This window comes from Neobacillus sp. K501 (assembly GCF_053749995.1).
This window is the reverse complement of the sequence record NZ_JBSLYA010000002.1, coordinates 589,844-612,787: the sequence shown is the minus strand read 5'-3', so window position 1 is coordinate 612,787 and position 22,944 is coordinate 589,844. Positions and strand designations below refer to the sequence as shown.

General features: G+C 38.8%; 22 protein-coding genes. 18 read left to right on the top strand and 4 right to left on the bottom strand.

Annotated features, from left to right (window positions below; genetic code table 11):
* Window positions 1-191: 191 nt before the first annotated feature.
* On the top strand, window positions 192-965 hold the full coding sequence (locus tag ACWM35_RS07580) for a phosphotransferase (RefSeq protein ID WP_454816967.1): 774 nt from the start codon (window positions 192-194) through the stop codon (window positions 963-965).
* Here ACWM35_RS07580 and ACWM35_RS07575 read toward each other — a convergent pair whose 3' ends face one another.
* On the bottom strand, window positions 966-1,244 hold the full coding sequence (locus tag ACWM35_RS07575) for a YtzH-like family protein (protein WP_454816965.1): 279 nt from the start codon (window positions 1,242-1,244) through the stop codon (window positions 966-968).
* 135 nt (window positions 1,245-1,379) lie between these two features.
* On the opposite strand from ACWM35_RS07575, the gene trmB reads away from it, so the two are divergent.
* Complete coding sequence (trmB, locus tag ACWM35_RS07570; protein ID WP_454816964.1) at window positions 1,380-2,021, top strand: tRNA (guanosine(46)-N7)-methyltransferase TrmB; 642 nt, start codon at window positions 1,380-1,382, stop codon at window positions 2,019-2,021.
* A gap of 253 nt (window positions 2,022-2,274) precedes the next feature.
* Window positions 2,275-3,114: a YtnP family quorum-quenching lactonase gene (locus ACWM35_RS07565; RefSeq protein ID WP_454816962.1), complete on the top strand. Its 840-nt coding sequence runs from the start codon at window positions 2,275-2,277 to the stop codon at window positions 3,112-3,114.
* 38 nt (window positions 3,115-3,152) lie between these two features.
* Here the strand turns inward: ACWM35_RS07565 and ACWM35_RS07560 are convergent, their stop codons facing one another.
* Window positions 3,153-3,479, bottom strand: a complete 327-nt coding sequence (locus tag ACWM35_RS07560; RefSeq protein ID WP_454816960.1) for a PepSY domain-containing protein — start codon at window positions 3,477-3,479, stop codon at window positions 3,153-3,155.
* Between the two features lie 178 nt (window positions 3,480-3,657).
* On the opposite strand from ACWM35_RS07560, the gene ACWM35_RS07555 reads away from it, so the two are divergent.
* The 12 genes from ACWM35_RS07555 (at window position 3,658) to ccpA (ending at window position 15,540) form a co-directional block, all read left to right on the top strand.
* Window positions 3,658-4,731, top strand: a complete 1,074-nt coding sequence (locus tag ACWM35_RS07555) for a M42 family metallopeptidase (protein ID WP_454816958.1) — start codon at window positions 3,658-3,660, stop codon at window positions 4,729-4,731.
* A gap of 218 nt (window positions 4,732-4,949) precedes the next feature.
* A complete protein-coding gene (locus tag ACWM35_RS07550; RefSeq protein WP_454816956.1) occupies window positions 4,950-5,465 on the top strand; it encodes a DUF84 family protein in 516 nt (171 codons plus the stop codon).
* A gap of 144 nt (window positions 5,466-5,609) precedes the next feature.
* Window positions 5,610-6,098 carry a hypothetical protein gene (locus ACWM35_RS07545; protein ID WP_454816954.1) on the top strand — a complete coding sequence of 163 codons (489 nt, stop codon included), beginning with the start codon at window positions 5,610-5,612 and terminating at the stop codon, window positions 6,096-6,098.
* Window positions 6,099-6,179: 81 nt separating this feature from the next.
* Window positions 6,180-6,491, top strand: coding sequence for a thioredoxin family protein (locus ACWM35_RS07540; RefSeq protein WP_454816952.1), 312 nt, complete (start codon window positions 6,180-6,182; stop codon window positions 6,489-6,491).
* A gap of 2 nt (window positions 6,492-6,493) precedes the next feature.
* Window positions 6,494-7,291 carry a DUF1444 domain-containing protein gene (locus ACWM35_RS07535; protein WP_454816950.1) on the top strand — a complete coding sequence of 266 codons (798 nt, stop codon included), beginning with the start codon at window positions 6,494-6,496 and terminating at the stop codon, window positions 7,289-7,291.
* Between the two features lie 168 nt (window positions 7,292-7,459).
* Window positions 7,460-10,015 (top strand): DNA translocase FtsK, encoded by a 2,556-nt coding sequence (locus ACWM35_RS07530; RefSeq protein WP_454817119.1) that lies wholly within the window; start codon window positions 7,460-7,462, stop codon window positions 10,013-10,015.
* Window positions 10,016-10,219: 204 nt separating this feature from the next.
* Entirely contained in the window at window positions 10,220-11,521 is a 1,302-nt protein-coding gene (gene murC, locus ACWM35_RS07525) for a UDP-N-acetylmuramate--L-alanine ligase (RefSeq protein WP_454816948.1), read from the top strand.
* A 171-nt stretch (window positions 11,522-11,692) separates the two neighbouring features.
* Window positions 11,693-12,157, top strand: a complete 465-nt coding sequence (locus ACWM35_RS07520; RefSeq protein ID WP_454816946.1) for a DUF948 domain-containing protein — start codon at window positions 11,693-11,695, stop codon at window positions 12,155-12,157.
* Window positions 12,158-12,175: 18 nt separating this feature from the next.
* Entirely contained in the window at window positions 12,176-12,565 is a 390-nt protein-coding gene (locus tag ACWM35_RS07515; RefSeq protein ID WP_454816944.1) for a YtxH domain-containing protein, read from the top strand.
* Between the two features lie 93 nt (window positions 12,566-12,658).
* Window positions 12,659-12,997 carry a bacillithiol system redox-active protein YtxJ gene (gene ytxJ, locus ACWM35_RS07510; RefSeq protein WP_454816942.1) on the top strand — a complete coding sequence of 113 codons (339 nt, stop codon included), beginning with the start codon at window positions 12,659-12,661 and terminating at the stop codon, window positions 12,995-12,997.
* A 233-nt stretch (window positions 12,998-13,230) separates the two neighbouring features.
* Window positions 13,231-14,307, top strand: coding sequence for a bifunctional 3-deoxy-7-phosphoheptulonate synthase/chorismate mutase (locus ACWM35_RS07505; RefSeq protein ID WP_454816940.1), 1,077 nt, complete (start codon window positions 13,231-13,233; stop codon window positions 14,305-14,307).
* Between the two features lie 234 nt (window positions 14,308-14,541).
* A complete protein-coding gene (ccpA, locus tag ACWM35_RS07500; protein ID WP_454816939.1) occupies window positions 14,542-15,540 on the top strand; it encodes a catabolite control protein A in 999 nt (332 codons plus the stop codon).
* A gap of 52 nt (window positions 15,541-15,592) precedes the next feature.
* Here the strand turns inward: ccpA and acsA are convergent, their stop codons facing one another.
* Window positions 15,593-17,311, bottom strand: coding sequence for an acetate--CoA ligase (gene acsA / locus ACWM35_RS07495; protein ID WP_454816937.1), 1,719 nt, complete (start codon window positions 17,309-17,311; stop codon window positions 15,593-15,595).
* A 210-nt stretch (window positions 17,312-17,521) separates the two neighbouring features.
* Here acsA and ACWM35_RS07490 point away from each other — a divergent pair, with 210 nt between their 5' ends.
* The 3 genes from ACWM35_RS07490 to ACWM35_RS07480 are packed head-to-tail and all read left to right on the top strand — an operon-like array spanning window position 17,522 to window position 20,007.
* Window positions 17,522-18,154, top strand: coding sequence for a GNAT family N-acetyltransferase (locus tag ACWM35_RS07490; protein WP_454816935.1), 633 nt, complete (start codon window positions 17,522-17,524; stop codon window positions 18,152-18,154).
* A 36-nt stretch (window positions 18,155-18,190) separates the two neighbouring features.
* Window positions 18,191-18,838, top strand: a complete 648-nt coding sequence (locus ACWM35_RS07485; protein WP_454816934.1) for an acetoin utilization AcuB family protein — start codon at window positions 18,191-18,193, stop codon at window positions 18,836-18,838.
* Complete coding sequence (locus ACWM35_RS07480; protein WP_454816932.1) at window positions 18,835-20,007, top strand: acetoin utilization protein AcuC; 1,173 nt, start codon at window positions 18,835-18,837, stop codon at window positions 20,005-20,007. Before ACWM35_RS07485 ends, ACWM35_RS07480 begins: the two co-directional genes overlap by 4 nt.
* A gap of 144 nt (window positions 20,008-20,151) precedes the next feature.
* On the opposite strand, the gene ACWM35_RS07475 is transcribed toward ACWM35_RS07480, so the two are convergent.
* Entirely contained in the window at window positions 20,152-22,887 is a 2,736-nt protein-coding gene (locus ACWM35_RS07475) for a transglycosylase domain-containing protein (RefSeq protein WP_454816931.1), read from the bottom strand.
* Window positions 22,888-22,944: the final 57 nt, after the last annotated feature.

The following is a 22,944-nucleotide window of genomic DNA, read 5'->3' as shown; positions in this document are numbered from 1 at the left end:
GACGAAAAAAGCCTATTGGAGATAAAATTTATTAAGATGGCTATTGTGTGTCATGAATCAATAGCTTTTTTTTATTTAACTTAGATTGGGCTGTTGGTTTATTTTGAAACCTTCCAGCAGCATAGATTTTACTTCTGTAACTAGATGGGACCAAAGCCCATTAGAACGGTATAAATTGAAGGTGAACAATTTTGGAACATATACTAGGACAAGAATGGGAAATTGTCCCTGCGGGAGGCGCAACAGGAGAAGCATTTTATGCGAGCTATCAAGACCAAAGACTGTTTCTTAAACGCAACTCTTCTCCATTTCTCGCAGTATTATCTGCCGAAGGAATCGTCCCAAAGCTTGTATGGACAAGAAGATTGGAAAATGGGGATGTCATTACAGCACAGCAATGGCTGGCCGGTCGTGAACTTAAGCAGCATGAAATGAATCAGGAGATTGTTGCCAAGCTACTTAAAAAAATCCACCGCTCGGAACCAATGCTTGGAATGTTAAGCAGATTAGAAAAGCTGCCACTCCAACCTGAAACCATTTTTCAATCGATTAAAGACGAATTAGATGATGAGGTTTTATCGTTACCGGTTGTCCAAAAGGCACTGGACTTTATCCTCAAAGAATCAACGAATGTTTACTGTGAAGAAAAAGTGGTTTGTCACGGGGATGTCAATCATAACAACTGGCTGTTAACGGAAGACAACCAGTTGTATTTAATTGACTGGGACGGTGCAATGATAGCAGATCCGGCAATTGATCTCGGGATGCTGCTTTATTGGTACATACCCGAAGAAAATTGGCAAAGCTGGTTAGCGATGTATGGAAAGCCGCTTAATGATCATTTACGACTGAGAATGAAGTGGTATGTTGCGCTTCAAACCCTTTCTTCCATTCAGTGGTATAAAAATAAAGACCGTATTCAGGAAAAGAATAAATGGGTGAGCTTTTTAGAAGGAATATTGTAATCAAGAAAATGAGTCGATATTATTTACCCATTGTGATAGGTTTCCTTGATTCGTCAGTATGTGCTGATCAAGATCGGCTGTATGTGCACCGTCTTGACTGTAATGATAGACCTCCTGCAAAGTACTTTTTACATTTTGATCAATCTCTGAATTGACCATTAATGATTTCACTAAACGTTCCAATTGTTCACATTCGGCAACAGAACCACAGCAATCGGTTTGATGGTTGTTTAATATATCTTTTAATAATGTAACTTGGTCTTGATGACTCAATGGCATAGTTAACACCCTTTCAAGTGAAATAAAAAAAGGAATTCACAGTTAGGTTGTGAATTCTTTTTTTGTTTATGCATTCATGGGACCGTCCAATATTACCAATAATAAAAAATAATCAAATTTTTTAGGAGTGTCAAAATGAGACTTAGAAATAAACCTTGGGCTAAGGAAAAAATAGAAAATCATCCGCAATACATTGTCGCAAATCCAGAACAATCTAAGGGCAAATGGCATGAAGTATTTCATAATCATAACCCGATTCATATTGAGGTAGGCACTGGTAAAGGTCGTTTCGTAACGGAAATGGCTAAGGCACATCCAGATATTAATTATATCGGTATCGAATTATATGACAGCGTCATTGTTGCGGCATTAGATCGTTTAATTGAAGCTGATTTACCAAATTTAAGACTTTTGAATGTAAATGCTGCTGAACTTGCAAAATACTTTGAGAAGAATGATGTCAGCAGAGTATATTTGAATTTTTCTGATCCATGGCCAAAGGTTCGTCATGAAAAAAGACGATTAACCTATAAAGACTTTTTAAAGCTTTATGAAAATATTCTAGTTGACCAGGGCGAAATTCATTTTAAAACCGATAATCAAGGTTTGTTTGAGTATTCCCTGATGAGCTTTTCTGAATACGGCTTACTATTAAAATTCATCAGCCTTGATCTTCACAAAAGCGATTTCGAAGGGAATATCATGACAGAATACGAGCAAAAATTCTCAGAAATGGGAAATCGTATCTACCGCTGTGAAGTGAAATATCAGAACTAGAACAGTCCCTTAAGGACTGTTTTTTAGGTTTTGTTGAAAATCATTGTTGAATTTCTAACTGAGTTGATTTGAGCGGAAGGCACGAAGACTCCTGCGGGAGTACGGGGCTGGGGAGACCCCGCAGGAGCGCAGCGACGAGGAGGCTCCCCGGCACGCCCGCGGAAAGCGAAGTGCCTGGAGCTCCAATCAACGGACAAGTTTAACACAATCAACTTTTATGTTAGAATATTGAAAAAAGACAAGGGGGATGAAGATGGAGACATTAAAGATTGGCAAAGTTCAGCTTACCTGGTTATCTGGCGGAGTAACCAACCTAGACGGTGGAGCGATGTTTGGTGTTGTTCCTAAAGCTTTATGGTCAAAAAAATATCCTTGTAATGAGAAAAATCAAATCGAATTACCTACCGACCCCATTTTAGTTCAAGCGGAAGGAAAAAATATATTAGTGGAAGCTGGTCTGGGGAAAGGGAAACTATCCGAAAAACAGTTAAGGAATTTTGGCGTAACAGCAGAATCAGAAGTGGAAGGCTCTTTAGCCCAATTAGGAATAACCCCTGGGGATATCGATTATGTTTTAATGACTCATTTACATAATGATCATGTTGGTGGTCTAACTAAGATTGTAAATGGGGAATTTGTTTCAACATTTCCAAATGCCCAAATTATTACCTCTACAATTGAATGGGATGAAATGAGAAATCCAAATATCCGTTCAAAAAGTACATATTGGAAAGAAAATTGGGAAGCGATCCAAACACAGGTTATCAGCTTTGATGAAAAATGGAGCTTCGGTCCAGTCACAATGATTCATACAGGTGGACATAGCAATGGACATTCCATCGTCATTATTGAGGATGGTGGGGAAATGGCTATTCATATGGCGGATATTATGCCGACACATGCCCATCAAAATATTTTATGGGTTATGGCATACGACGATTATCCTATGGATTCGATTGAAGCTAAACAGAAATGGACACCTTTTGGAATGGAGAAAAATGCATGGTTTACTTTTTACCATGATTCTTTTTATCGAGCAGTAAAATGGGATGAAAATGGCCAAATATCTGAAAGTATAAAGCGAATAAAATAAGTAAATCAAAAAAGAAAACTCGCCCTTGGCGAGTTTTTTTATAAGGCAGTATCTGCTTGCGATTTGATATCCAGCAGTGTACCGGTGGATGCATCCGCAATAAATTCGAATTGTTCGTTTATTCCATTATTATTTTTAGAAATGCCGCCTTTGTAAACTTGATATTGAATTTGGTGTTTTTCATACGGTTCTGCTTCCATATGTATCCATGAACCACTAATGTTTCCATTTTGTTTAAATTGCTTTTTTACATTCTCCAATACTTTTTCAGGTGAGACATATGTTTTTTGTGAGATGACTTCCTTCACTGCATAACCGCTAATTAATCCAACTGCAGCACCAAGGATAAATGATTTCCAGTTCATAAATGCACCTCCATGATTTTACATTTCGCCGATTCATCCTATTTCCAGTATATCTCATTTAGCTTTGAGAACATAATAAAAAAAAGGATAAATTAAATAATGGTAAGGGACTTGAATTTTCAGTAAAATAAAAAAAGATACATATAGTGCCATCAAACCTCGAGGAGGAATTATTCAATTGAACGAACAAACATTAAAGCTTTTTAAAACGTTAACAGAGCTCCCGGGAGCCCCAGGAAATGAGCATTTAGTTAGAAACTTTATGAGAGAACAGTTGTCACCTTATGCAGATGAAATCATTCAAGATAAATTAGGAAGTATATTTGCAGTGAAAAAAGGTCTGGAAGCAGGGCCGAAGATTATGGTTGCTGGACATATGGATGAGGTTGGCTTTATGGTAACGGCCATAACTGATAATGGCATGCTGCGTTTTCAGCCGCTTGGCGGCTGGTGGAGCCAGGTTTTATTAGCTCAGCGAGTACAGATTATGACGGGCAATGGACCTATTATTGGTGTCATCGGTTCTATCCCTCCGCATTTATTAGATGACTCTAAGCGTAATAAACCGATGGAAATAAAGAATATGCTTATTGATATCGGTGCGGATGACCGCGAGGACGCGATCCGTATTGGGATCAAACCTGGTCAATCGATTCTACCAATTTGTCCTTTTACACCGATGGCAAATGAAAGGAAAATTCTTGCTAAGGCATGGGATAATCGCTATGGCTGTGGCCTTGCGATAGAATTGCTCCAAGAATTAAAGGATGTAACAATTCCTAACATTCTTTATTCTGGTGCAACCGTTCAAGAAGAAGTCGGACTACGAGGAGCCCAAACTGCCGCCACTATGATTAACCCAGATATCTTTTTTGCCTTGGATGCCAGTCCGGCTAATGATATGACTGGGAACAAATCAGAATTTGGTCATTTAGGAAAGGGCACTTTATTTCGAATTCTTGATCGCTCGATGGTCACTCATAGAGGAATGAAAGAATTTATTTTAGATACTGCAGAAACCAATCAGATTCCTTATCAATATTTTGTTTCTCCGGGGGGAACAGATGCAGGTCGTGTTCACCAAACCAATGAAGGGGTGCCAAGTGCCGTTATCGGTATTTGTTCTCGTTATATTCATACTCATGCTTCGATCATCCATATTGATGATTATGCTGCTGCAAAAGAATTATTGGTTAAACTCGTGAAAGCTTGTGATCAAACCACCGTTGATACGATCAAAGCAAATAGTTAAAGCGATACATTGGGAGCATAGATGGTGCTCCCTTTATTTAATGATACAAAAGTATAAAATTCGACTTTGAGAATTGTCCAGCTCCAGCGCCTAGGGGCTTGGGTCATAAGCCAATCCGTCAAGAAGGTTAAAGAACAACCTTCTCGCCGGCTCGTCTTATGCCTGTCGCCCCTGACCAAGGCGCTTGCGCTTTTCTTATTATAGGAGATGTACAAAAAATGAAAATTATTATTGGCTCTAATAATCCGGCTAAAATTGCAGCGGTTAAGGGTGCTTTTCATTACCAACAATCGGAATTTCTCTCGTTGGATATTCCATCGGGGGTAAGTGACCAGCCGTTTTCTGATAGTGAGACCATTAATGGAGCGATTAATCGCGCTGTCGGTGCGTTAAAAAAAGGCAATGGGGAAATCGGGATTGGACTAGAGGGAGGCGTTCAGGAATCTGAGCATGGATTATTACTATGTAACTGGGGCGCACTTGCGGTGAACAACATGGATCCAATTATTGCTGGAGGTGCCAGGTTTCTTTTGCCGGAAGAAATCTCTGTAAGATTAAGAGCAGGTGAAGAACTCGGACCAGTCATGGATGATTATGTTAAAAAGCAAAATGTTCGGAAGAATGAAGGAGCGGTTGGAGTGTTTACCAATGGTTTAATCAATCGTGCCCAGATGTTCTCTCATATTATGGACCTACTTGTCGGACAATTTCATTATCAAAGGCAGAGAAAATAGGATAAATTAAGAAAAAACCTTCTTTTTCGACACCATAAATCGACAAAAACCCTTGTCTTTTATAGTTTATCAAAGGTATGATATAGATAGGGTCATTGTCTGTTAAAGGAGGCGAAAAGGCTGAGATTATTTAAAGCGATTTTAATGTTAACTATATCCGTTCTTATATTAGCTGCTTGTGGGAATTCATCCTTTAAAACAGAAAGTAAAGAAACGATAACTGCAGTGAAAGAAGCTTTTAATCAAAAAGCGAAAAAGCCAAATAAAAAAAGTGGAAATATCTCTTTTTACATGCCATTTGGCTATGAAATTAAAGAGGAATCCCCACATAATATTATTATAAAAAACGGATCAAAGACGTATATTCTTTTTCACAATCCACAGGAAGATGCAATGAGTGAAGTCGTTTATCAATCAACCGTTGCTCAATATAAGGATATCGATGTTAATAAGCAATTTAAAGAAAAAAATCAATTTGGATATTTAATTATTAAGCAACTGAAAGATGGTATGAATGAGATGACCATTGGAGTTGGCGGTTCAAAGATTACTACTCAAGTAAAAACAAGTAGTTTAAAAAACGAAGCTGCTGCAATGACTCAGATGGTTATTTCAGTAGAAAGTAAAAAATAAAAACGGAGAAGTCTCTCCGTTTTTTATTTTTTATGAACCATGATATGATTTGAATGGGAAAATAAATAGGAGGTATTGAGGATGAAAAACTTAGAGTCATTAGAACAATTCACGGAACTTCGTGATGGAGATAAAACAATATTTATGTTTTCGGCTGGATGGTGCCCAGATTGCCGTATCATTGAACCAGTGTTGCCAGAAATAGAAGCTAAGTTTCCTGAATTTACGTTTTTGCATGTGGACCGGGATGAGTTCATTGAACTTTGTCAACAGCTAGATGTATTTGGAATTCCTAGTTTCATTGCCTTTGAAAATGGAAAAGAGCTTGGCCGTTTTGTTAGTAAAGATCGGAAAACTCAAGAAGAAATCGAAGGATTTATTGCGGGTCTTTAAGAATGAAAATGGATAGTATCAAAATGAAAAAGGAATTAGAATCACGATTAACGGCCGAAAATCGGGTAATTACCTATGATCGTGACAAAGATCAACTCCGAATTGAAAATGTAGAAACTGGTAAAGGGATTACGATCTCTCTCCCTGGTATCGTGGCCAAATGGCATGTTGAAAAAGAAAAGGCCATTGATGAAGTGGTTTATTATGTGGATGAAGGACTTCGGGCCATGACTGATACTGTCCAATTGACGGATCATGAGAAGAAGATATTTCCAGTTATTCGTGCAGCCTCTTTTCCCGGTGAAGCAGAAGAGGGTATCCCGTTTTTAATTGACGATCATACGGCAGAAACAAAAATTTATTATGCCTATGATATGGGAACTACCTATCGTTTAATCGATACCCGGATCATGGAAAAAGAAGGATGGCAGCCAAGCAGAGTGAGGGAAATCGCATTATTCAATGTAAGGTCACTTAAGACAACGGTTAAAGAAGACCAAGTAGCTGGTAATACATTTTATTTTCTTAATACAAATGATGGCTATGATGCCAGCCGCATCTTAAATAAAGGCTTTTTAAATGAAATGGAGCAAAAAATCCAAGGGGCGATGGTCCTCGCTGTTCCCCATCAGGATGTTCTAATTATTGCAGATATACAAAATAACACTGGCTATGATGTTTTAGCACAAATGGCGATGAGTTTCTTTGCGAACGGTCGTGTGCCAATTACTGCATTATCATTTTTATATGAAAATGGAGAATTAGAGCCGATTTTTATTTTAGGAAAGAACAAGAAATGAGGATGAAAAAAGATCACATCTTTTGTGGTCTTTTTTCATTCTGATTATGTAAATATTTCCAAACGTGTGGTATTTTGACTCAATCTAAGATTTTGGGTCGAAATATTAATAAATACTGCTAAAATAGAATGATAGATGAAAGTAGAAAGAGTGATAGTTTTGAGCTGGATGCAAAACTTTTTGCAAAGGTTTATGAAAGACAGTGAACCTGAATATGATGATTATGAAATACATACCTATAAGCAGGAAAAGTCTTTGTCTCTTAAGACGAATGAAGGTGTAAAGGATTTAAATACAAGAATTTCTTACCAGTATCCAAAAGGGCAAGTGGATTCTTTTTTCAAACAAGAAGTAAATAAAATTAAAGCGGAGAAGCCTGTGAGGAAAAAGCGAAGTGAGCAGGCAGTAGAAAAAAAACACTTGGAACTGGATGGCGCTAAACCTGTTAAGAAGGAGATTCCTAAAAAAGGTAATGAAGAGCCTATAAGAAGGACCCGCCCTTTTCAACCGACAGAGATCCCCTCACCGGTATTTGGATTTCATAGGCCGGTTAGCAAGACTATTGAGGTCGTTGAGCATGAATTGAGTCATTTTTTAGAAGAGGACTTTCAGGGAAAAATAAGTTTAGATACTCAAGAGGAAGTTGCAGCTGCGATTGAAATCGTACAAATTCCAATTGAATCTATCACGGAAACACTCTCGAAGGATACAGAACCGTTTAAAAGCGAATCAGTTATTGTGCTTGAACAAGGAGAACTAAGTGAACCTGAAATCGAAGTTGAACCGGAGACTGAACCTGAAGAGTTGAGTGTACCTGAAATCGAAGTTGAAACTAAGACTGAGCCTGAGGATGTAATCGAAGCTGAATTTGAAGAAGCAGTCGTAGAACAGACTGAACCAATAAAGCCAAAACGGTCGCATCTTCCTTTTAATGTGATGATGCTTAAGCAGGATAGGCTGAAATGGGAAGAAAGCAAGCGAAGAAGGGCAGAGAAGAAAGAAATAGCTCAACCGGAAGCCATCGTGGTTGAAAAGACTGTTGCAAACATCCAAGTAGAAAAGTCAAAAGAGGAATCTGCACAAATTGCAACTCAGGTAGAGAACCGGGTTATTGTGCAGCAAGAAGTTGTTCAAGTTGAAGAACCGATAGCCAATGTACAGCAAGAAGCAATTCAAGTTGAAAAACCGATAGCCAATGTACAGCAAGAAGCTGTTCAAGAGGCAAAGCCAAATATTATCCCTCGGGATCGAATGATCAATCCAGATACCGTAGAAGATGCAACAAAGCCTTCCGGTGACACCTATGAGTTTCCTGCTGACCATTTGTTAAATCCACCCGTTAACGTCGATTATGATGCTGAGTGGGTGTTATACCAAGAAGAACTGTTAAATCAAACACTGCAAAACTTTAATGTCGGTGCTAATGTAGTCAATGTAACCCAAGGTCCTTCCGTTACACGCTTTGAGGTTCAGCCGGAGCCAGGTGTCAAAGTAAATAAAATTACAAATCTAAGTGATGATATTAAATTAAGTCTGGCAGCCAAGGATATACGTATTGAAGCACCAATCCCTGGAAAGCATACGATTGGCATCGAGGTGCCAAACCAAAAATCACGGCCAGTATTTATTAATGAAATTATCCAAAGTCCTGTTTTTCGTGAGGCAGACTCTCCATTGACCGCTATTCTTGGATTAGATATATCAGGTAAACCAATTGTAACGGATTTGAAAAAAATGCCTCATGGATTAATTGCGGGTGCGACGGGATCTGGGAAAAGTGTCTGCATCAATTCCATCTTAGTTAGTTTGTTATTTAAAGCTAGCCCGGAAGATTTAAAGCTGCTGTTAATTGACCCAAAAATGGTTGAACTAGCTCCTTATAATCGGATTCCGCACCTAGTCAGCCCAGTTATAACGGATGTAAAAGCCGCAACAGCTGCCCTGAAATGGGCCGTAGACGAAATGGAAAGGCGTTATGAACTATTTGCTCATACTGGCGTTCGTGATATTAATCGTTTTAATGATTTGGCGATTCAGCATAAACAATATTCTGATAAATTACCATTTATTGTAATAGTTATTGATGAATTAGCTGATTTAATGATGATGTCCCCTGCAGATGTAGAGGAGGCAATCTGTAGAATCGCCCAAAAAGCAAGAGCATGCGGCATTCATTTAATTGTTGCCACTCAAAGACCTTCCGTTGATGTTATTACTGGATTAATTAAAGCCAATATCCCGACGCGCGTGGCCTTTTCTGTTTCATCTCAGGTTGATTCGAGAACCATTATTGATATAAGTGGTGCTGAAAAACTACTCGGGCGTGGTGATATGCTTTTCTTAGAAAATGGCTCTTCTAAGCCTGTCCGACTTCAAGGAACTTTTGTTTCGGATGAAGAAATTGACTTAGTGGTGGGGCATGTAAGGGAACAACGGGAGCCTGCCTATTTGTTTGAACAAGATGAGCTCCTAAAAAAAGCTCAAGTAACCGAGGATGAGGATGAGCTTTTTTATGAGGCTTGTGAATTTATCATTGAGCAGGGGCTCGCTTCAACGTCTAGTTTACAACGGCGTTTTAAAATCGGCTATAACCGAGCGGCAAGATTGATGGATATGCTTGAAACGAACGGTTTTATTACAAGTGCTAACGGAAGTAAACCACGCGAAGTATTGATTACATTAGCTGACTTGGAGTCTATGCAAGATACTGGTACAATGAAGTAATGGTGAGTATTCTTTAATTCAGAGAACAAATAATAGGTAGTGCAAAGGTAAGCAAATAGTTTTTATCAATGAACAATGTTATAATACGTTAATATGGATTCTTAACAAGATTCTTGCAAACGACAGTTGTATTGTTAACAATAGCAAAAATAGATAGATGTCATATACTGTTTTACAGATAGACGTTGGTTGGAGGTTCTTTACATGACTATTTACCATTTTGTAGGTATAAAGGGGTCAGGAATGAGTGCTTTAGCACAAGTTCTCCATGATATGAATTTTGAGGTACAGGGCTCCGATGTCGAAAAGCGCTTTTTTACTCAACTGGCCCTTGAACAATCAGGAATAAAGATTCTTCCCTTTCAAAAAGAAAACATTAAACCAGGAATGACGATCATTGCTGGTAATGCCTTTCCTGATACACATGAAGAAATTCAAGAGGCCATGAAGCTAGGGCTCCCAATAGTTCGCTACCACCGATTTTTGGGCGATTTTATGCAAAATTTTATTAGCGTTGCCATCACTGGAGCACACGGAAAAACGTCTACAACAGGTTTGCTTGCTCACGTCATCAAAGGGGCAAAGCCAACATCATTTTTAATAGGAGACGGTACAGGTAAAGGTGAAGAAGATGCTAAATATTTTGTATTCGAAGCCTGTGAATATAGAAGGCATTTCTTGTCCTATTTTCCTGATTACGCGATTATGACAAATATTGATTTTGATCATCCTGATTATTTCGCCAACATCGATGATGTATTTTCTGCCTTCCAGGAAATGGCGGTACAAGTGAAGAAGGGGATTTTTGCTTTTGGGGATGATGAACAACTGCAAAAAATCCAGGCAAAGGTTCCAGTTCTTTTTTACGGATTTGGGGAAGAAAATGATTATCAAGCCAAAAATCTTGTGAAAACAACAAGTGGAACCACCTTTGATGTATTTATTCGCAACACTTTCTATGATACGTTTTCAATTCCAACCTTTGGTGAACATAGTGTGTTAAATGCACTTTCAGTCATTGCTCTGTGCCACTATGAAGAAATCGATGTATCGATTGTGAATGAGCAATTAAATTCGTTCCAAGGTGTAAAAAGAAGATTTTCTGAAAAACGAATTGGATCTCAAATTCTAATTGATGATTATGCCCATCATCCTACTGAAATTAAGGCCACGATTGATGCAGCAAATCAAAAATACCCTGATCGCGAAATTGTTGCCGTATTCCAGCCGCACACCTTCTCACGAACGCAAGCTTTTCTTGAGGATTTTGCAAAGAGTTTGCGTCTAGCAGATAAGGCATATTTATGTGAAATTTTCGGTTCTGCAAGGGAAAACCATGGCAAGCTGACAATTAACGATCTGCAGACCAAAATTGAGGGTTCTGAAATTCTGTCTGAAGAAAACACAGCCATTCTTGAAAAACATAAAAACGGTGTAATTATTTTTATGGGAGCAGGAGATATTCAAAAATTCCAAGAATCCTATGAAAAGCAATTAACGCCATAAAAGGGATGCCAGCGATACTGGCATCCCCTTTTAATTTTCTAAATGAAAACAAATTGAATCATCGGCAGGAAAATGAGACAATTGTCTTGAAGTAGTAGAAGATACCTATTTAGGTTTAATACAAAAGCCGATAGGTAATACATAATGGTAAATAGGCGGAGGTAAGCACAAATGGAAATTATTTTATACTTAAGCGTCGCTTTGATAGCGATTGCATTTTTGATCCTTGTCATTTTCTTGTCCAAAACATTGAAATCACTGCAGTTGACTTTAACTAGTGTTTCAAAAACTTTAAATGGCTTGGAAAAACAACTCGATGGCGTAACATCAGAAACCACTTTACTTTTACAAAAAACGAATGCTCTTGCAGATGATATTCAACAAAAGTCAGAGAGCTTGAATAGTGTCATCACCTCTGTAAAAGATGTCGGTACAACCGTTAACCAATTTAATGGCACTCTTAAAAGCTTAACCCAATCCTTTGATACTCAAATCGAACAAAGTAAAGAAAAAGTGTCTCAAATTGTTCAGTGGGGCAACGTATTTTTGGAGCTTCGGGATAAGTGGAATGAAAGAAAGCAGCAAAAGAGTGAACCAGTGGTTGAGGAAAAACAGAGAGTAAGATCAAGATCATAATGAATAGGAGGATTTACTATGGCGAATAAGGATTATGAGACTAGGGAAAACAAAAGTGAAGAGTCTTCAAGCAGTTTTTTACTTGGCATCTTGATTGGTGGACTCGTTGGTGCAGGGGTGGCGATTGCTTTAGCCCCGAAATCTGGGAAGGAGATTTTTAATAAAATCAACAATCAAGCAGGCTCACTGAAAGAAAAAACGGTGCAGCTTAAGGAGAATGTCTTAAATAAATCCAAGACTATTCATGAAGATGAAGAAGATTCTCAAATCAATTATATTTCCTTAAATGGTGTGGGCAGCAAAGTTACAACTGGAAAAGAGAAGCATATTGATGAAACTGTGATTCGAAAAAAATTAGCAGAAGCACAAAAAGCGTTAGAAGAAGAAGAATACAAAGTTACCCATTAAGATCATAAAAATAAGAAGTCTGATTATTTGTAACAATGGGCGGTGAAGTGATAGAATGACTTCACCGTTTATTTATTATAGGAGGAATACTTGATGCTTGAAAAAATTGAAACAGAAGAACAATTTGAATCATTGTTGCAAACACATGAGAATTTTATTCTTTTGAAACATAGTCTAACTTGCCCGATTAGCCATGCAGCTTATCAGGAGTATGAAAAATATGCGAATGAAAATCAAAACGTACCAACCTTTTTCTTAGCTGTACAAGATGCTCGACCACTTTCAAATGCAATTGCTGAGAAGTTTCAAATCAAACATGAATCACCACAAGCCCTTTTATTTTCCAAAGGTGAGGCTATTTGGAATGCTTCTCATTGGAAGATTACCAAACGTTCTTTGGGAACGGCAGTTAGTGAAAAATTTTCCCTATAGACACCATCAGAAAACTAAAGCATATAGTTAAGTCATGAAAAACAAAATACTTTAGTGCTTAAAAGCGTTTAATTGATAAAGAAAAAATAGGTGACAAAATTCTTCATATCCGATATAATAAATCCTAATTATTGAAATGTTGTAAAATATAAAAAAATTATTGAGGGCTTATAGCTGACGGGATACAAACGGTATGAAAATTCTGTTTAGCTAAAGAAAGGACGGGGACAACGATGAGCAATAATAATTTAGATCAATTAAGAACTCGTGTTGATGAACTGAACTTGGAATTGTTAAGGCTGATTAATGAAAGAGCTCAGCTTGTCCAAGAAATTGGTAAAGTAAAAGAAAATCAGGGAGTATTTCGTTATGACCCTGTTCGTGAAAGAAAGATGCTGGATATTATTAAAGAGAACAATGATGGGCCGTTTGATAATGCCACCATCGACCATATTTTCAAGGAAATCTTTAAAGCAGGCCTAGATTTACAAAAGGATGATCATCAAAAAGCACTTCTTGTCTCCAGAAAAAAGAAGCCAGAAAATACAATTGTGACGTTAAAGGGTGAAACCGTTGGCGATGGCAAGCCGCATTTTGTTTTTGGTCCGTGTGCGGTTGAGTCCTATGAACAAGTGGCTACTGTTGCTAAAGCTATGAAAGAAAAGGGCTTAAAACTTTTACGCGGTGGCGCTTATAAGCCGAGAACATCTCCGTACGATTTCCAAGGACTAGGTGTTGAAGGTTTAAAAATTCTAAAACGAGTGGCTGATGAGTACGATATGGCTGTCATTAGTGAAATCGTTAATCCAGTCGATATTGAAATGGCGATTGATTATATTGATGTTATTCAAATTGGTGCTCGGAACATGCAAAACTTCGAATTATTAAAAGCTGCAGGTGCGGTAAATAAACCTGTTTTATTAAAAAGAGGGATCGCCGCAACGATTGAAGAATTCATAAATGCAGCAGAATACATTATGTCTCAGGGTAATGGTAATATTATCCTCTGTGAACGAGGAATTAGAACTTACGAGCGAGCAACGAGAAATACGCTTGACATTTCAGCGGTACCAATTCTAAAACAAGAAACACATTTACCGGTTATGGTGGACGTTACTCACTCGACTGGCAGAAGAGATTTATTATTGCCAGCTGCAAAAGCGGCACTTGCCATTGGCGCAGATGGCGTAATGGCTGAAGTACACCCAGATCCAGCTGTAGCACTTTCAGATGCCCAACAGCAAATGAATCTTGAACAATTCGATCAATTCTATAATGAACTACTCGCTTCCAACTTCGTACGAATTTAATGCAAAATAGTAAAAAACCTTCTCTAAAGAAGGTTTTTTGCGTTTTTATGAAAATTAAAATGAAAATGATAATAATTTCAATTGCGGCTTTAACCTTCTTATCGTATCATTAATACATAATAAAGATTGTTTACTTTCTCACAATTAGTTCAGTCAAAAAGAAACATGACTAGTTTATACAAAACTAATGTAAAATAAAGAAAATAACGTATCGTTTTTAAGGAGAGTGTTAACGTGAATATAACGATTTATGATGTTGCCCGCGAAGCCAATGTGTCGATGGCAACCGTTTCACGTGTTGTGAATGGTAATCCAAACGTCAAACCAGTTACCCGAAAAAAAGTATTAGAGGTGATTGAAAGACTTGGCTATCGTCCAAATGCCGTTGCGCGTGGACTTGCCAGCAAAAAGACGACTACTGTCGGAGTTATTATTCCTGACATTTCGAATATCTTTTTTGCAGAATTAGCCCGTGGTATTGAAGATATTGCCACCATGTATAAATACAATATTATTTTAAGCAACTCCGACCAAAATAAGGACAAGGAGTTACACTTGTTAAACACCATGTTAGGAAAACAAGTGGATGGCATTGTCTTTATGGGAGGAAATATTACGGCAGAGCATGTTAGTGAATTTGAAAAATCTCCAGTTCCGATCGTTTTAGCTGGGTCTATTGAGGAAACAGAACAGATTCCTTCCGTTAATATCGATTATGAACAGGCAGTGTTTGACTCCGTGAAAGAATTCATCGATAAAGGCCATAAGCATATTGCCTTTGTGGTTGGACCGTTACACGAGCCTAAAAATACTGAAAGAAAATTAAAAGGCTACCAAAGAGCTCTTCAAGAATCTGGGCTTCCATACAATGAGGAACTTGTCGTTGAAGGTGATTATTCATACGATTCTGGCCTCGAAGCTTTTGATAAATTATTAGAAGCAGCCCAGAGACCGACAGCGATTCTTGTTGGTTCCGACGAAATGGCACTTGGTGTTGTGCATGGTGCTCAAGATAAAGGGTATAAAATTCCTGAGGATTTTGAAGTGGTTACATCTGATAATACAAGATTATCGCTGATGGTTCGTCCGCAGCTAACAACCATTGTCCAGCCTTTATATGATATTGGAGCGGTAGCGATGCGTTTGCTTACCAAATTAATGAATAAAGAAGAAGTATCCGAGCAAATCGTCGTCCTGCCACATCGGATTGAGCATCGTCAGTCAACGAATTAATAATATGAAAAGCAGTTACTGAAAAAAAGTAACTGCTTTTTTCATTCTAATACTAATCTTCCATCGTCGATAGGTCGCCAGTTGGCAGATTAAGTTCCCAAGCTTTTAAGACACGGCGCATAATTTTTCCGCTCCGTGTTTTAGGCAGCTTATCGCGGAAATCAATTTCTCTTGGGGCTGCGTGGGCTGCCAAGCCTTTTTTCACAAATAGCTTGATTTCTTCCTTTAGTTCTTCTGTAGCTTCATAACCGTCTCTAAGAGCGATAAACGCTTTAATGATTTCTCCCCGCACAGGGTCTGGCTTGCCGATTACACCTGCTTCTGCGATCGCTGGGTGTTCAACGAGTTTACTTTCCACCTCAAATGGACCAACGCGTTCCCCTGACGTCATAATTACATCATCAACACGGCCTTGGAACCAGAAATATCCATCTTCATCCATATAGGCAGAATCCCCTGAAAAATACCAGCCGCTAGGCATAAAGTAAGAATCGTACTTTTCTGTATTATTCCAAATTGTATGCATCATCGATGGCCAGCCCTTCTTTATAGCAAGGTTGCCCATACGATATGGCGGGAGTTCATTGCCTTGATCATCAATTATCGCAGCCTCTACACCAGGAATTGGTTTCCCCATAGAACCAGGTTTAATTTCCATACATGGATAGTTACTAATTAATTGAGCACCTGTTTCTGTCATCCACCAGTTATCATGAATTCTTTTGTTAAATACTTTGGCACCCCATTTCACAACCTCTGGGTTTAATGGTTCACCGACGCTTAGAACATGACGGAGACTACTTAAATTGTAACGCTTCACAATTTCATCACCTGCACCCATTAACATCCGGAATGCAGTAGGGGCACTATACCAAACGGTGACTCCGAAGTCTTCAATCATTTTATACCAAGTATCAGGACTAAAACGTCCTCCGACAATGACATTGGAGGTCCCGGTTAACCATGGACCGAAGATTCCGTAAGATGTTCCAGTTACCCAGCCAGGGTCAGCTGTACACCAGTATACATCGTCTTCTTTTAAATCTAGTACCCATTTAGCGGTTTGATAATGCTGGATCATTGCATTATGTACATGCAAGACGCCTTTTGGTTTACCTGTTGAACCGGACGTATAGTGAAGAATAAGACCGTCTGTCCGTTCCACCCATTCAATTTTTAATTCCTTACTTGCTTCTGCAAATTTTTTTAAGAAGTCAATATTCTTTCCTTGTTCTTCAATATCATTGCCTACTAAGAAAATATGCTTTAATGCAGGAAGTTCATTAACTGGAACACGGTCAAGCAGTTCTGGTGTCGTAACCAATACCTTTGCTTCACTGTCTAGCAGGCGGTCCCTAACGGCGCCTTCCATGAAAGCTTCAAATAATGGACCAACAATCGCACCAAGTTTGATTGCACCAAGAACAGTAAAATAAAGCTCAGGAGTTCGTGGCATAAAAACAAATACGCGGTCACCTTTTTCTACATCGCCATAGGTTTTCAGCACATTTCCTGCTTTGTTTGAAAGCTCTTTCATTTCTTTGAAGGTGAATTTTTCATTCCGTGAAGGATCACGATAATAAAGAGCCACTTTATTTTTTCGGAATGTAGCAGCATGGCGGTCAATCGCCTCATAGGCGAGGTTAACAAGCCCAGTTTCGTGCCAAGAGAATTCCTTCTCTGCTTGTTCCCAGGTGAAAGTCTTATATGTTTCTTCGTAATTAACTAAATTATGCTCCCCTTGCATAACCGGAAGTGTTTCCACTTTCATTTTAATTCCCCCTCTGCCTAATATGAAATTAATTATAGTACAAAAAATGATTATTCTCAATTTTAAAAAAATATTTTTGGTTAGTAGTTAACTATATTCATAGTGAAGCAGTTTTCTAATTAGACAGAAAATTTAGCAGAGAGGGATAAATCTAAGGGGAAATTATGTATAATAGAGAGGATATTGAATGATTATTCAGGTGGTGTTGGAATGAAACACAAAAAAACGTACAATGCAAAAGAATTAAAAACTCCTCATGGGAACTTAATTATTGAAGGTCCTGTTTCATCAGATAAACTAGCAAGCTATGATTTTCATGAACATCTCACTGCGTTTCGACCACCAGAGCAGCAGCATAAAGCATTAATTGGAATTGCTGATCTTGAGGAAGGCAGAATTATTATTGCCAGACACCGCGAAATGATTGTTGGTTATGTGACCTTTCTTTATCCTGATCCACTTGAACGATGGTCCGAAGGTAAAATTGATAATTTAATTGAATTGGGAGCGATTGAGGTTATTCCTCAATTTAGAGGCTGCTCAGTTGGTAAAAACCTTCTTACCGTTTCAATGATGGATGATGCAATGGAAGATTATTTAATTATCACAACGGAGTATTATTGGCATTGGGATTTAAAGGGAACGGGATTAAATGTCTGGGAATACCGAAAAATTATGGAGAAAATGATGAATGCCGGCGGACTTGAATGGTACGCAACGGATGACCCAGAAATATGTTCTCATCCTGCCAATTGTCTGATGGCAAGAATAGGTAAAAGGATAGATTTGGAAACTGTCCAAAAATTTGACCGTCTTCGTTTTATGAACCGATTTATGTACTAATTTTATCTTTGTGATTTTAGTAGAGGGGGAATTCGGATGATAGTAGAAGAAATTATGAAAACAAAGGTCATGACTCTTTCTGCAACAGATTCAATTATGGATGCGATGAATTTAATGGAAACAAAAAAATTCCGCCATATTCCCATTGTTGATCAAGACCAGCATCTAGTTGGAATCGTAACCTTGTCAGATGTATGGAAGGCATCACCATCTACCTTCCGTGCGAATGAAAACCAAGAGGATTTACAAAGACCGGTAGAATCGATTATGAAGAGAAATGTGATCACAGGCCATCCACTTGATTTTGTTGAAGAGGTTGCAGCTGTATTTTATGAACATAAAATTGGCTGTCTGCCTATCACAAATGACGGGAAGCTTGTAGGGATTATCACTGAGACAGATCTACTAAGGACAATGGTAGAGTTAACGGGAGCGCATCAGCCTGGTTCACAAATTGAAGTCAGGGTGCCAAATCTTGCCGGAAAACTAAGTGATATTACTGCCGTCATTAAAAATCGGAAAGCGAATATTTTGAGTGTCTTAGTCTATCCGGATAAGAAAAATGAACAGCATAAAATACTTGTTATTCGCGTCCAAACGATGAACCCTACGGCGCTCATTCAAGATCTTAAACAAGCCGGCCATGATGTTTTATGGCCAAATATGCCAGGTGTTTCCCTATGAAAGATCGGTGCTCCTTTGTATTTTCAGAAGAACTGCTGAATTATAAATTCAGCAGTAATCATCCTTTTAATCAATTTCGCCTTAAATTAACGGTAGATTTATTACATAGATTAGATGCATTGGCCAATCAGGATGTGATTGCTCCGAGAATGGCAACAGAAGAGGAGCTAAGCCTAATTCATGATCCCGGCTACATTGATGCCGTCAGGATGGCAGGACATGGTCAGCTGCCACAGGAAATCGCTGAAAATTATGGATTGGGTACAGAGGATACACCAATCTTCCCCAATATGCATGAAGCAAGCTCGTTATTGGTAGGCGGTACTTTAACGGCTGTTGATCAAGTAATGAGTGGACAAGTACTCCATGCTCTCCATTTAGGAGGCGGTTTGCATCATGGATTTCGCGGAAAAGCATCAGGCTTCTGTATTTATAACGATAGCTCCGTGGCAATTAAATATATCCAAAAGAAATACAATGCAAGGGTTCTTTATATTGATACGGATGCTCATCATGGCGATGGTGTACAATGGTCTTTTTATGATGATCCCAATGTCTGTACGCTCTCGATTCATGAGACAGGAAGATACTTATTCCCTGGAACCGGTAATGTGACGGAACGTGGGCAAGGAAAGGGCTATGGTTATTCCTTTAATGTCCCGGTGGATGCTTTTACAGAGGATGAATCATGGCTGACTGCCTATACGCAATCCTTAAGAGAAGTGGCTGAGTTTTTTAAGCCTGATGTTATCCTTACTCAAAATGGGGCAGACTCACACTATTATGATCCATTAACGCATTTATCAGCAACGATGAAAATCTATCGTGAAATTCCTAAACTTGCGCACGAAATCGCGCATCAGTATTGCGGCGGCAGATGGATTGCTGTTGGCGGGGGAGGATATGATATTTGGCGGGTAGTTCCAAGAGCTTGGGCACTGATTTGGCTTGAGATGACTGAAAACTCGAACTGTTATGGAAGTTTACCGGTGGACTGGATGGAAAATTGGCAGGAAAAAGCCCCAGTAGCGTTACCAAAGGAATGGGATGATCCAGAGGATATGTATAAACCAATCCCTAGGAAAGCAGAGATCACAGAAAAGAATCTGCTTACGCTTAATAAAGCCCTTTATCCAATTCGAAATCATCAAAAAAGTGAATCTACATAGAAAAGCGGAAGCGCCTTGGTCAGGCGCTTATGACCCGAGCCCCTAGGCGCTGGAGCTGGACAATTCTCAAAGTCGAATTTTATAATTCCTTTTCCAAAATAAAAAGAGGAGCTCGATTTTTTTGAGCTCCTCTTTTTGTTCTATTTAGGGTTGTGGAATGCTAACAATATCAACGATATTTGATGGCGTTGATTCATTTCCGGCTATATCTACGGCGACTACATAGTAACTGCCATCAGGGGCAGATGCTGCAAGTGTTGCACCACTTGGTATACTCACAACTTTTGCACCGTCTTGATAAATCCGGTAGCCGACAACATCATTATCACCCGAAGGCGACCAACTTAATTGATTACCTGAAGCGACTAATGTTACAGCATCAGGCAGTTTACCGTTATCTCCAATTTTAGCATTTGATACAAGAATATTGCCCCAACGATCACGCTTCGGAATCAGCTGACTAATATCTGAAAAATTCTTGCCAACCATTCTCTCCACGAAATCAGGGTTTAAGATCATTCCTTGCTGAGTAAACTCAGCAGGTGCTGAATCCGGAGCTAAATATTTTTTATCGCCAACTTGGACATACTTTCCTAAAACTAAACTGTCATCCACTTTGGTTGGTACATGAGCAACGTTAAAGTAATCACTTTCAACTAATCCAGCCTTTGAACATGCCTCTGATGGCAACAAGCCTGACACAGCACAATAAGAACGTGTGACAATACCAGATGGCATTTTAAAGGACTCTTCTGGATCCACTAATTCAGGCTTGATTGCATAAGCTGCGTTAATCAAATCAACCCAAAGGTTGTTCGTTCTTTGCGAATACGACATACCGCCTGTCTTTAGTGATTTTGGTGTATCGTAGCCTGTCCAAATTCCAAATGTGACATTTGGATTTGTTGCGACGAACCAAGCATCATGGAAATCAACCCCAGTTCCTGTTTTACCTGCCCAGTCTGCTTTGAATTTTAAACGGCTGTTAATTCCGGCAGCAGTCCCACTTTGAATAACATCACGCATCATATCAACTGTTAAGAAAGCTGTCTGTGGTGTGAAAACATCAACTGGTTTTACTTCATGCTGATAAACCACTTTGCCATTTTTATCAACAATTTTATCGATTAAATAAGCATCGATGAATTTACCTTCATTTGCAAAAGTACCAAAAGCATTCGTGTTTTCTTCGACAGTAACGCCATTATCCAGGGAACCAATTGCCGTAGAAAGGTGTTCAAAATCTCCTTGCGTCAGAGAAGTGAAGCCCATTTTTTCCAAATATTTTGCTGGCTTTTGATCAAGAATATCCTTGTAAAGCTTAACCGCTGGAACGTTATAAGACTTGGCCAGTGCGTATCTTGCGGAAGTGATTCCGCTGTACCTAAGGTCATAGTTTTTAGGCCAAGGAGTATTTCTGCTAGGATCAAGACGTAACGCTACATCAGGAAGAGGCAGCCCAGGAGAGGCTTTTCCCAATTCAATGGCTGGTGCATAAACAAGCAGTGGTTTCATAGTCGAGCCATTTTGGCGGATTGCATTGGTAGCATGATTGAGCTCTTGTTTGCTATGGTCTCTTCCACCAACAAAACTGATTATTTTTCCTGTTTTATTCTCAATGAGCATTGCTCCAACTTCAACTGGCTCCATGACAGTAATCTTTTCACCAGTTTCTGGATCTAATTTCTCTTCAGGTTTATCAGGGCCAAAGGAAGGATAATTGTCTTTAATTTGCTGCATGGCATCATAAATATCTTTATTAATCGTTGTGTGGATCTCATATCCATTTTGCCTTAAATTTTGACTTGCTAATGATCGGTAACGATAATAGAGATTCTCGTCCTTTAAATCCTTTTCCTCATAGCCATCTTTTTTAGCTAGTACCTTCATGAGGACTTCGATGGCACGATCTTCAATTTCGAATGTAAGGTAAGGATATTTTTCAATTGGATTTTCACCTGCTGGGATGAAATCCTTTGTAATATCGTACGCAGAAGCCTCTGCATATTGTGTCTGGTTAATGTATCCAGCATCAAACATTCTCTTTAAGACTGTTTTCATGCGAGTTAAGCCTGGTTCAAGATTGTTTTTTACGGTTCCCTCTCTGGTAAAAGGAGTATATCCGAAGGGACTTTGTGGAAGACCTGCAATAAAGGCAGATTGGGCAATGTTTAAATCACTAGCATTTTTGCCGAATATTCCCATTGCAGCAGCTTGGACTCCGCCAATATTTTTCCCAGAGGAATTTCTGCCAAACGTAGAAACATTTAAATAGGCTTCAAGGATTTCCTTTTTAGTAAAAAACTTTTCTAAGCGAAGAGCAAGCAGAATTTCGTTTGCTTTTCTTTGGAAAGAAACCTCATTTGTTAAGATTTGATTCTTAATTAATTGTTGTGTTAAAGTACTTCCTCCTGATTGAACAGAAGAGTTTGTTACCTCTTGGAATAGGGCGCGAAAGACGGCTTTTGGAACCACGCCTTTATGCTCATAAAAATATTCATCTTCCGTTGCAATAACGGCTTTGACTAGGTAGTCCGATACTTGGTCTAGTTTAACTTCTTCGCGTTCAAGATCTGTCCGAAGCTTTCCAAGATAAACACTATCAGAAAAATATAAGTCCGATGTTTCCGTATAATTATAAATATCCTTCTTCATACTGTCATAGGAGCGAACTGGTTCCTCCTTAACAAGTGAGGCAAAATAGCCGGCACCAACACCCGTTGCAAATGCCCCCCCAAGAATAACCACTGTTATGAGCAACAATAAGAGATTCCAAACTACTTGGTACGTAATTCGGGCACTTTTTACTGTTTTTCTATGGGAAAGCAAGTTTACTGTGGATTTGAATTTCTCGATCCACACTTGCCATTTATCATTCATCGAATCACCTCTCTTAAAATCATGTATATTATAGCATATAGATGGTTGTAAAACTGA

Bases quoted from the DNA above. Each gene is read 5' to 3' on its own strand.
- ACWM35_RS07575 (WP_454816965.1), bottom strand. From the start codon at position 1,244: ATGCCATTGAGTCATCAAGACCAAGTTACATTATTAAAAGATATATTA.
- trmB (WP_454816964.1), top strand. From the start codon at position 1,380: ATGAGACTTAGAAATAAACCTTGGGCTAAGGAAAAAATAGAAAATCAT.
- ACWM35_RS07565 (WP_454816962.1), top strand. From the start codon at position 2,275: ATGGAGACATTAAAGATTGGCAAAGTTCAGCTTACCTGGTTATCTGGC.
- ACWM35_RS07560 (WP_454816960.1), bottom strand. From the start codon at position 3,479: ATGAACTGGAAATCATTTATCCTTGGTGCTGCAGTTGGATTAATTAGC.
- ACWM35_RS07550 (WP_454816956.1), top strand. From the start codon at position 4,950: ATGAAAATTATTATTGGCTCTAATAATCCGGCTAAAATTGCAGCGGTT.
- ACWM35_RS07545 (WP_454816954.1), top strand. From the start codon at position 5,610: ATGTTAACTATATCCGTTCTTATATTAGCTGCTTGTGGGAATTCATCC.
- ACWM35_RS07540 (WP_454816952.1), top strand. From the start codon at position 6,180: ATGAAAAACTTAGAGTCATTAGAACAATTCACGGAACTTCGTGATGGA.
- ACWM35_RS07535 (WP_454816950.1), top strand. From the start codon at position 6,494: ATGAAAATGGATAGTATCAAAATGAAAAAGGAATTAGAATCACGATTA.
- ACWM35_RS07530 (WP_454817119.1), top strand. From the start codon at position 7,460: ATGCAAAACTTTTTGCAAAGGTTTATGAAAGACAGTGAACCTGAATAT.
- murC (WP_454816948.1), top strand. From the start codon at position 10,220: ATGACTATTTACCATTTTGTAGGTATAAAGGGGTCAGGAATGAGTGCT.
- ACWM35_RS07520 (WP_454816946.1), top strand. From the start codon at position 11,693: ATGGAAATTATTTTATACTTAAGCGTCGCTTTGATAGCGATTGCATTT.
- ACWM35_RS07515 (WP_454816944.1), top strand. From the start codon at position 12,176: ATGGCGAATAAGGATTATGAGACTAGGGAAAACAAAAGTGAAGAGTCT.
- ytxJ (WP_454816942.1), top strand. From the start codon at position 12,659: ATGCTTGAAAAAATTGAAACAGAAGAACAATTTGAATCATTGTTGCAA.
- ACWM35_RS07505 (WP_454816940.1), top strand. From the start codon at position 13,231: ATGAGCAATAATAATTTAGATCAATTAAGAACTCGTGTTGATGAACTG.
- acsA (WP_454816937.1), bottom strand. From the start codon at position 17,311: ATGAAAGTGGAAACACTTCCGGTTATGCAAGGGGAGCATAATTTAGTT.
- ACWM35_RS07490 (WP_454816935.1), top strand. From the start codon at position 17,522: ATGAAACACAAAAAAACGTACAATGCAAAAGAATTAAAAACTCCTCAT.
- ACWM35_RS07485 (WP_454816934.1), top strand. From the start codon at position 18,191: ATGATAGTAGAAGAAATTATGAAAACAAAGGTCATGACTCTTTCTGCA.
- ACWM35_RS07480 (WP_454816932.1), top strand. From the start codon at position 18,835: ATGAAAGATCGGTGCTCCTTTGTATTTTCAGAAGAACTGCTGAATTAT.
- ACWM35_RS07475 (WP_454816931.1), bottom strand. From the start codon at position 22,887: ATGAATGATAAATGGCAAGTGTGGATCGAGAAATTCAAATCCACAGTA.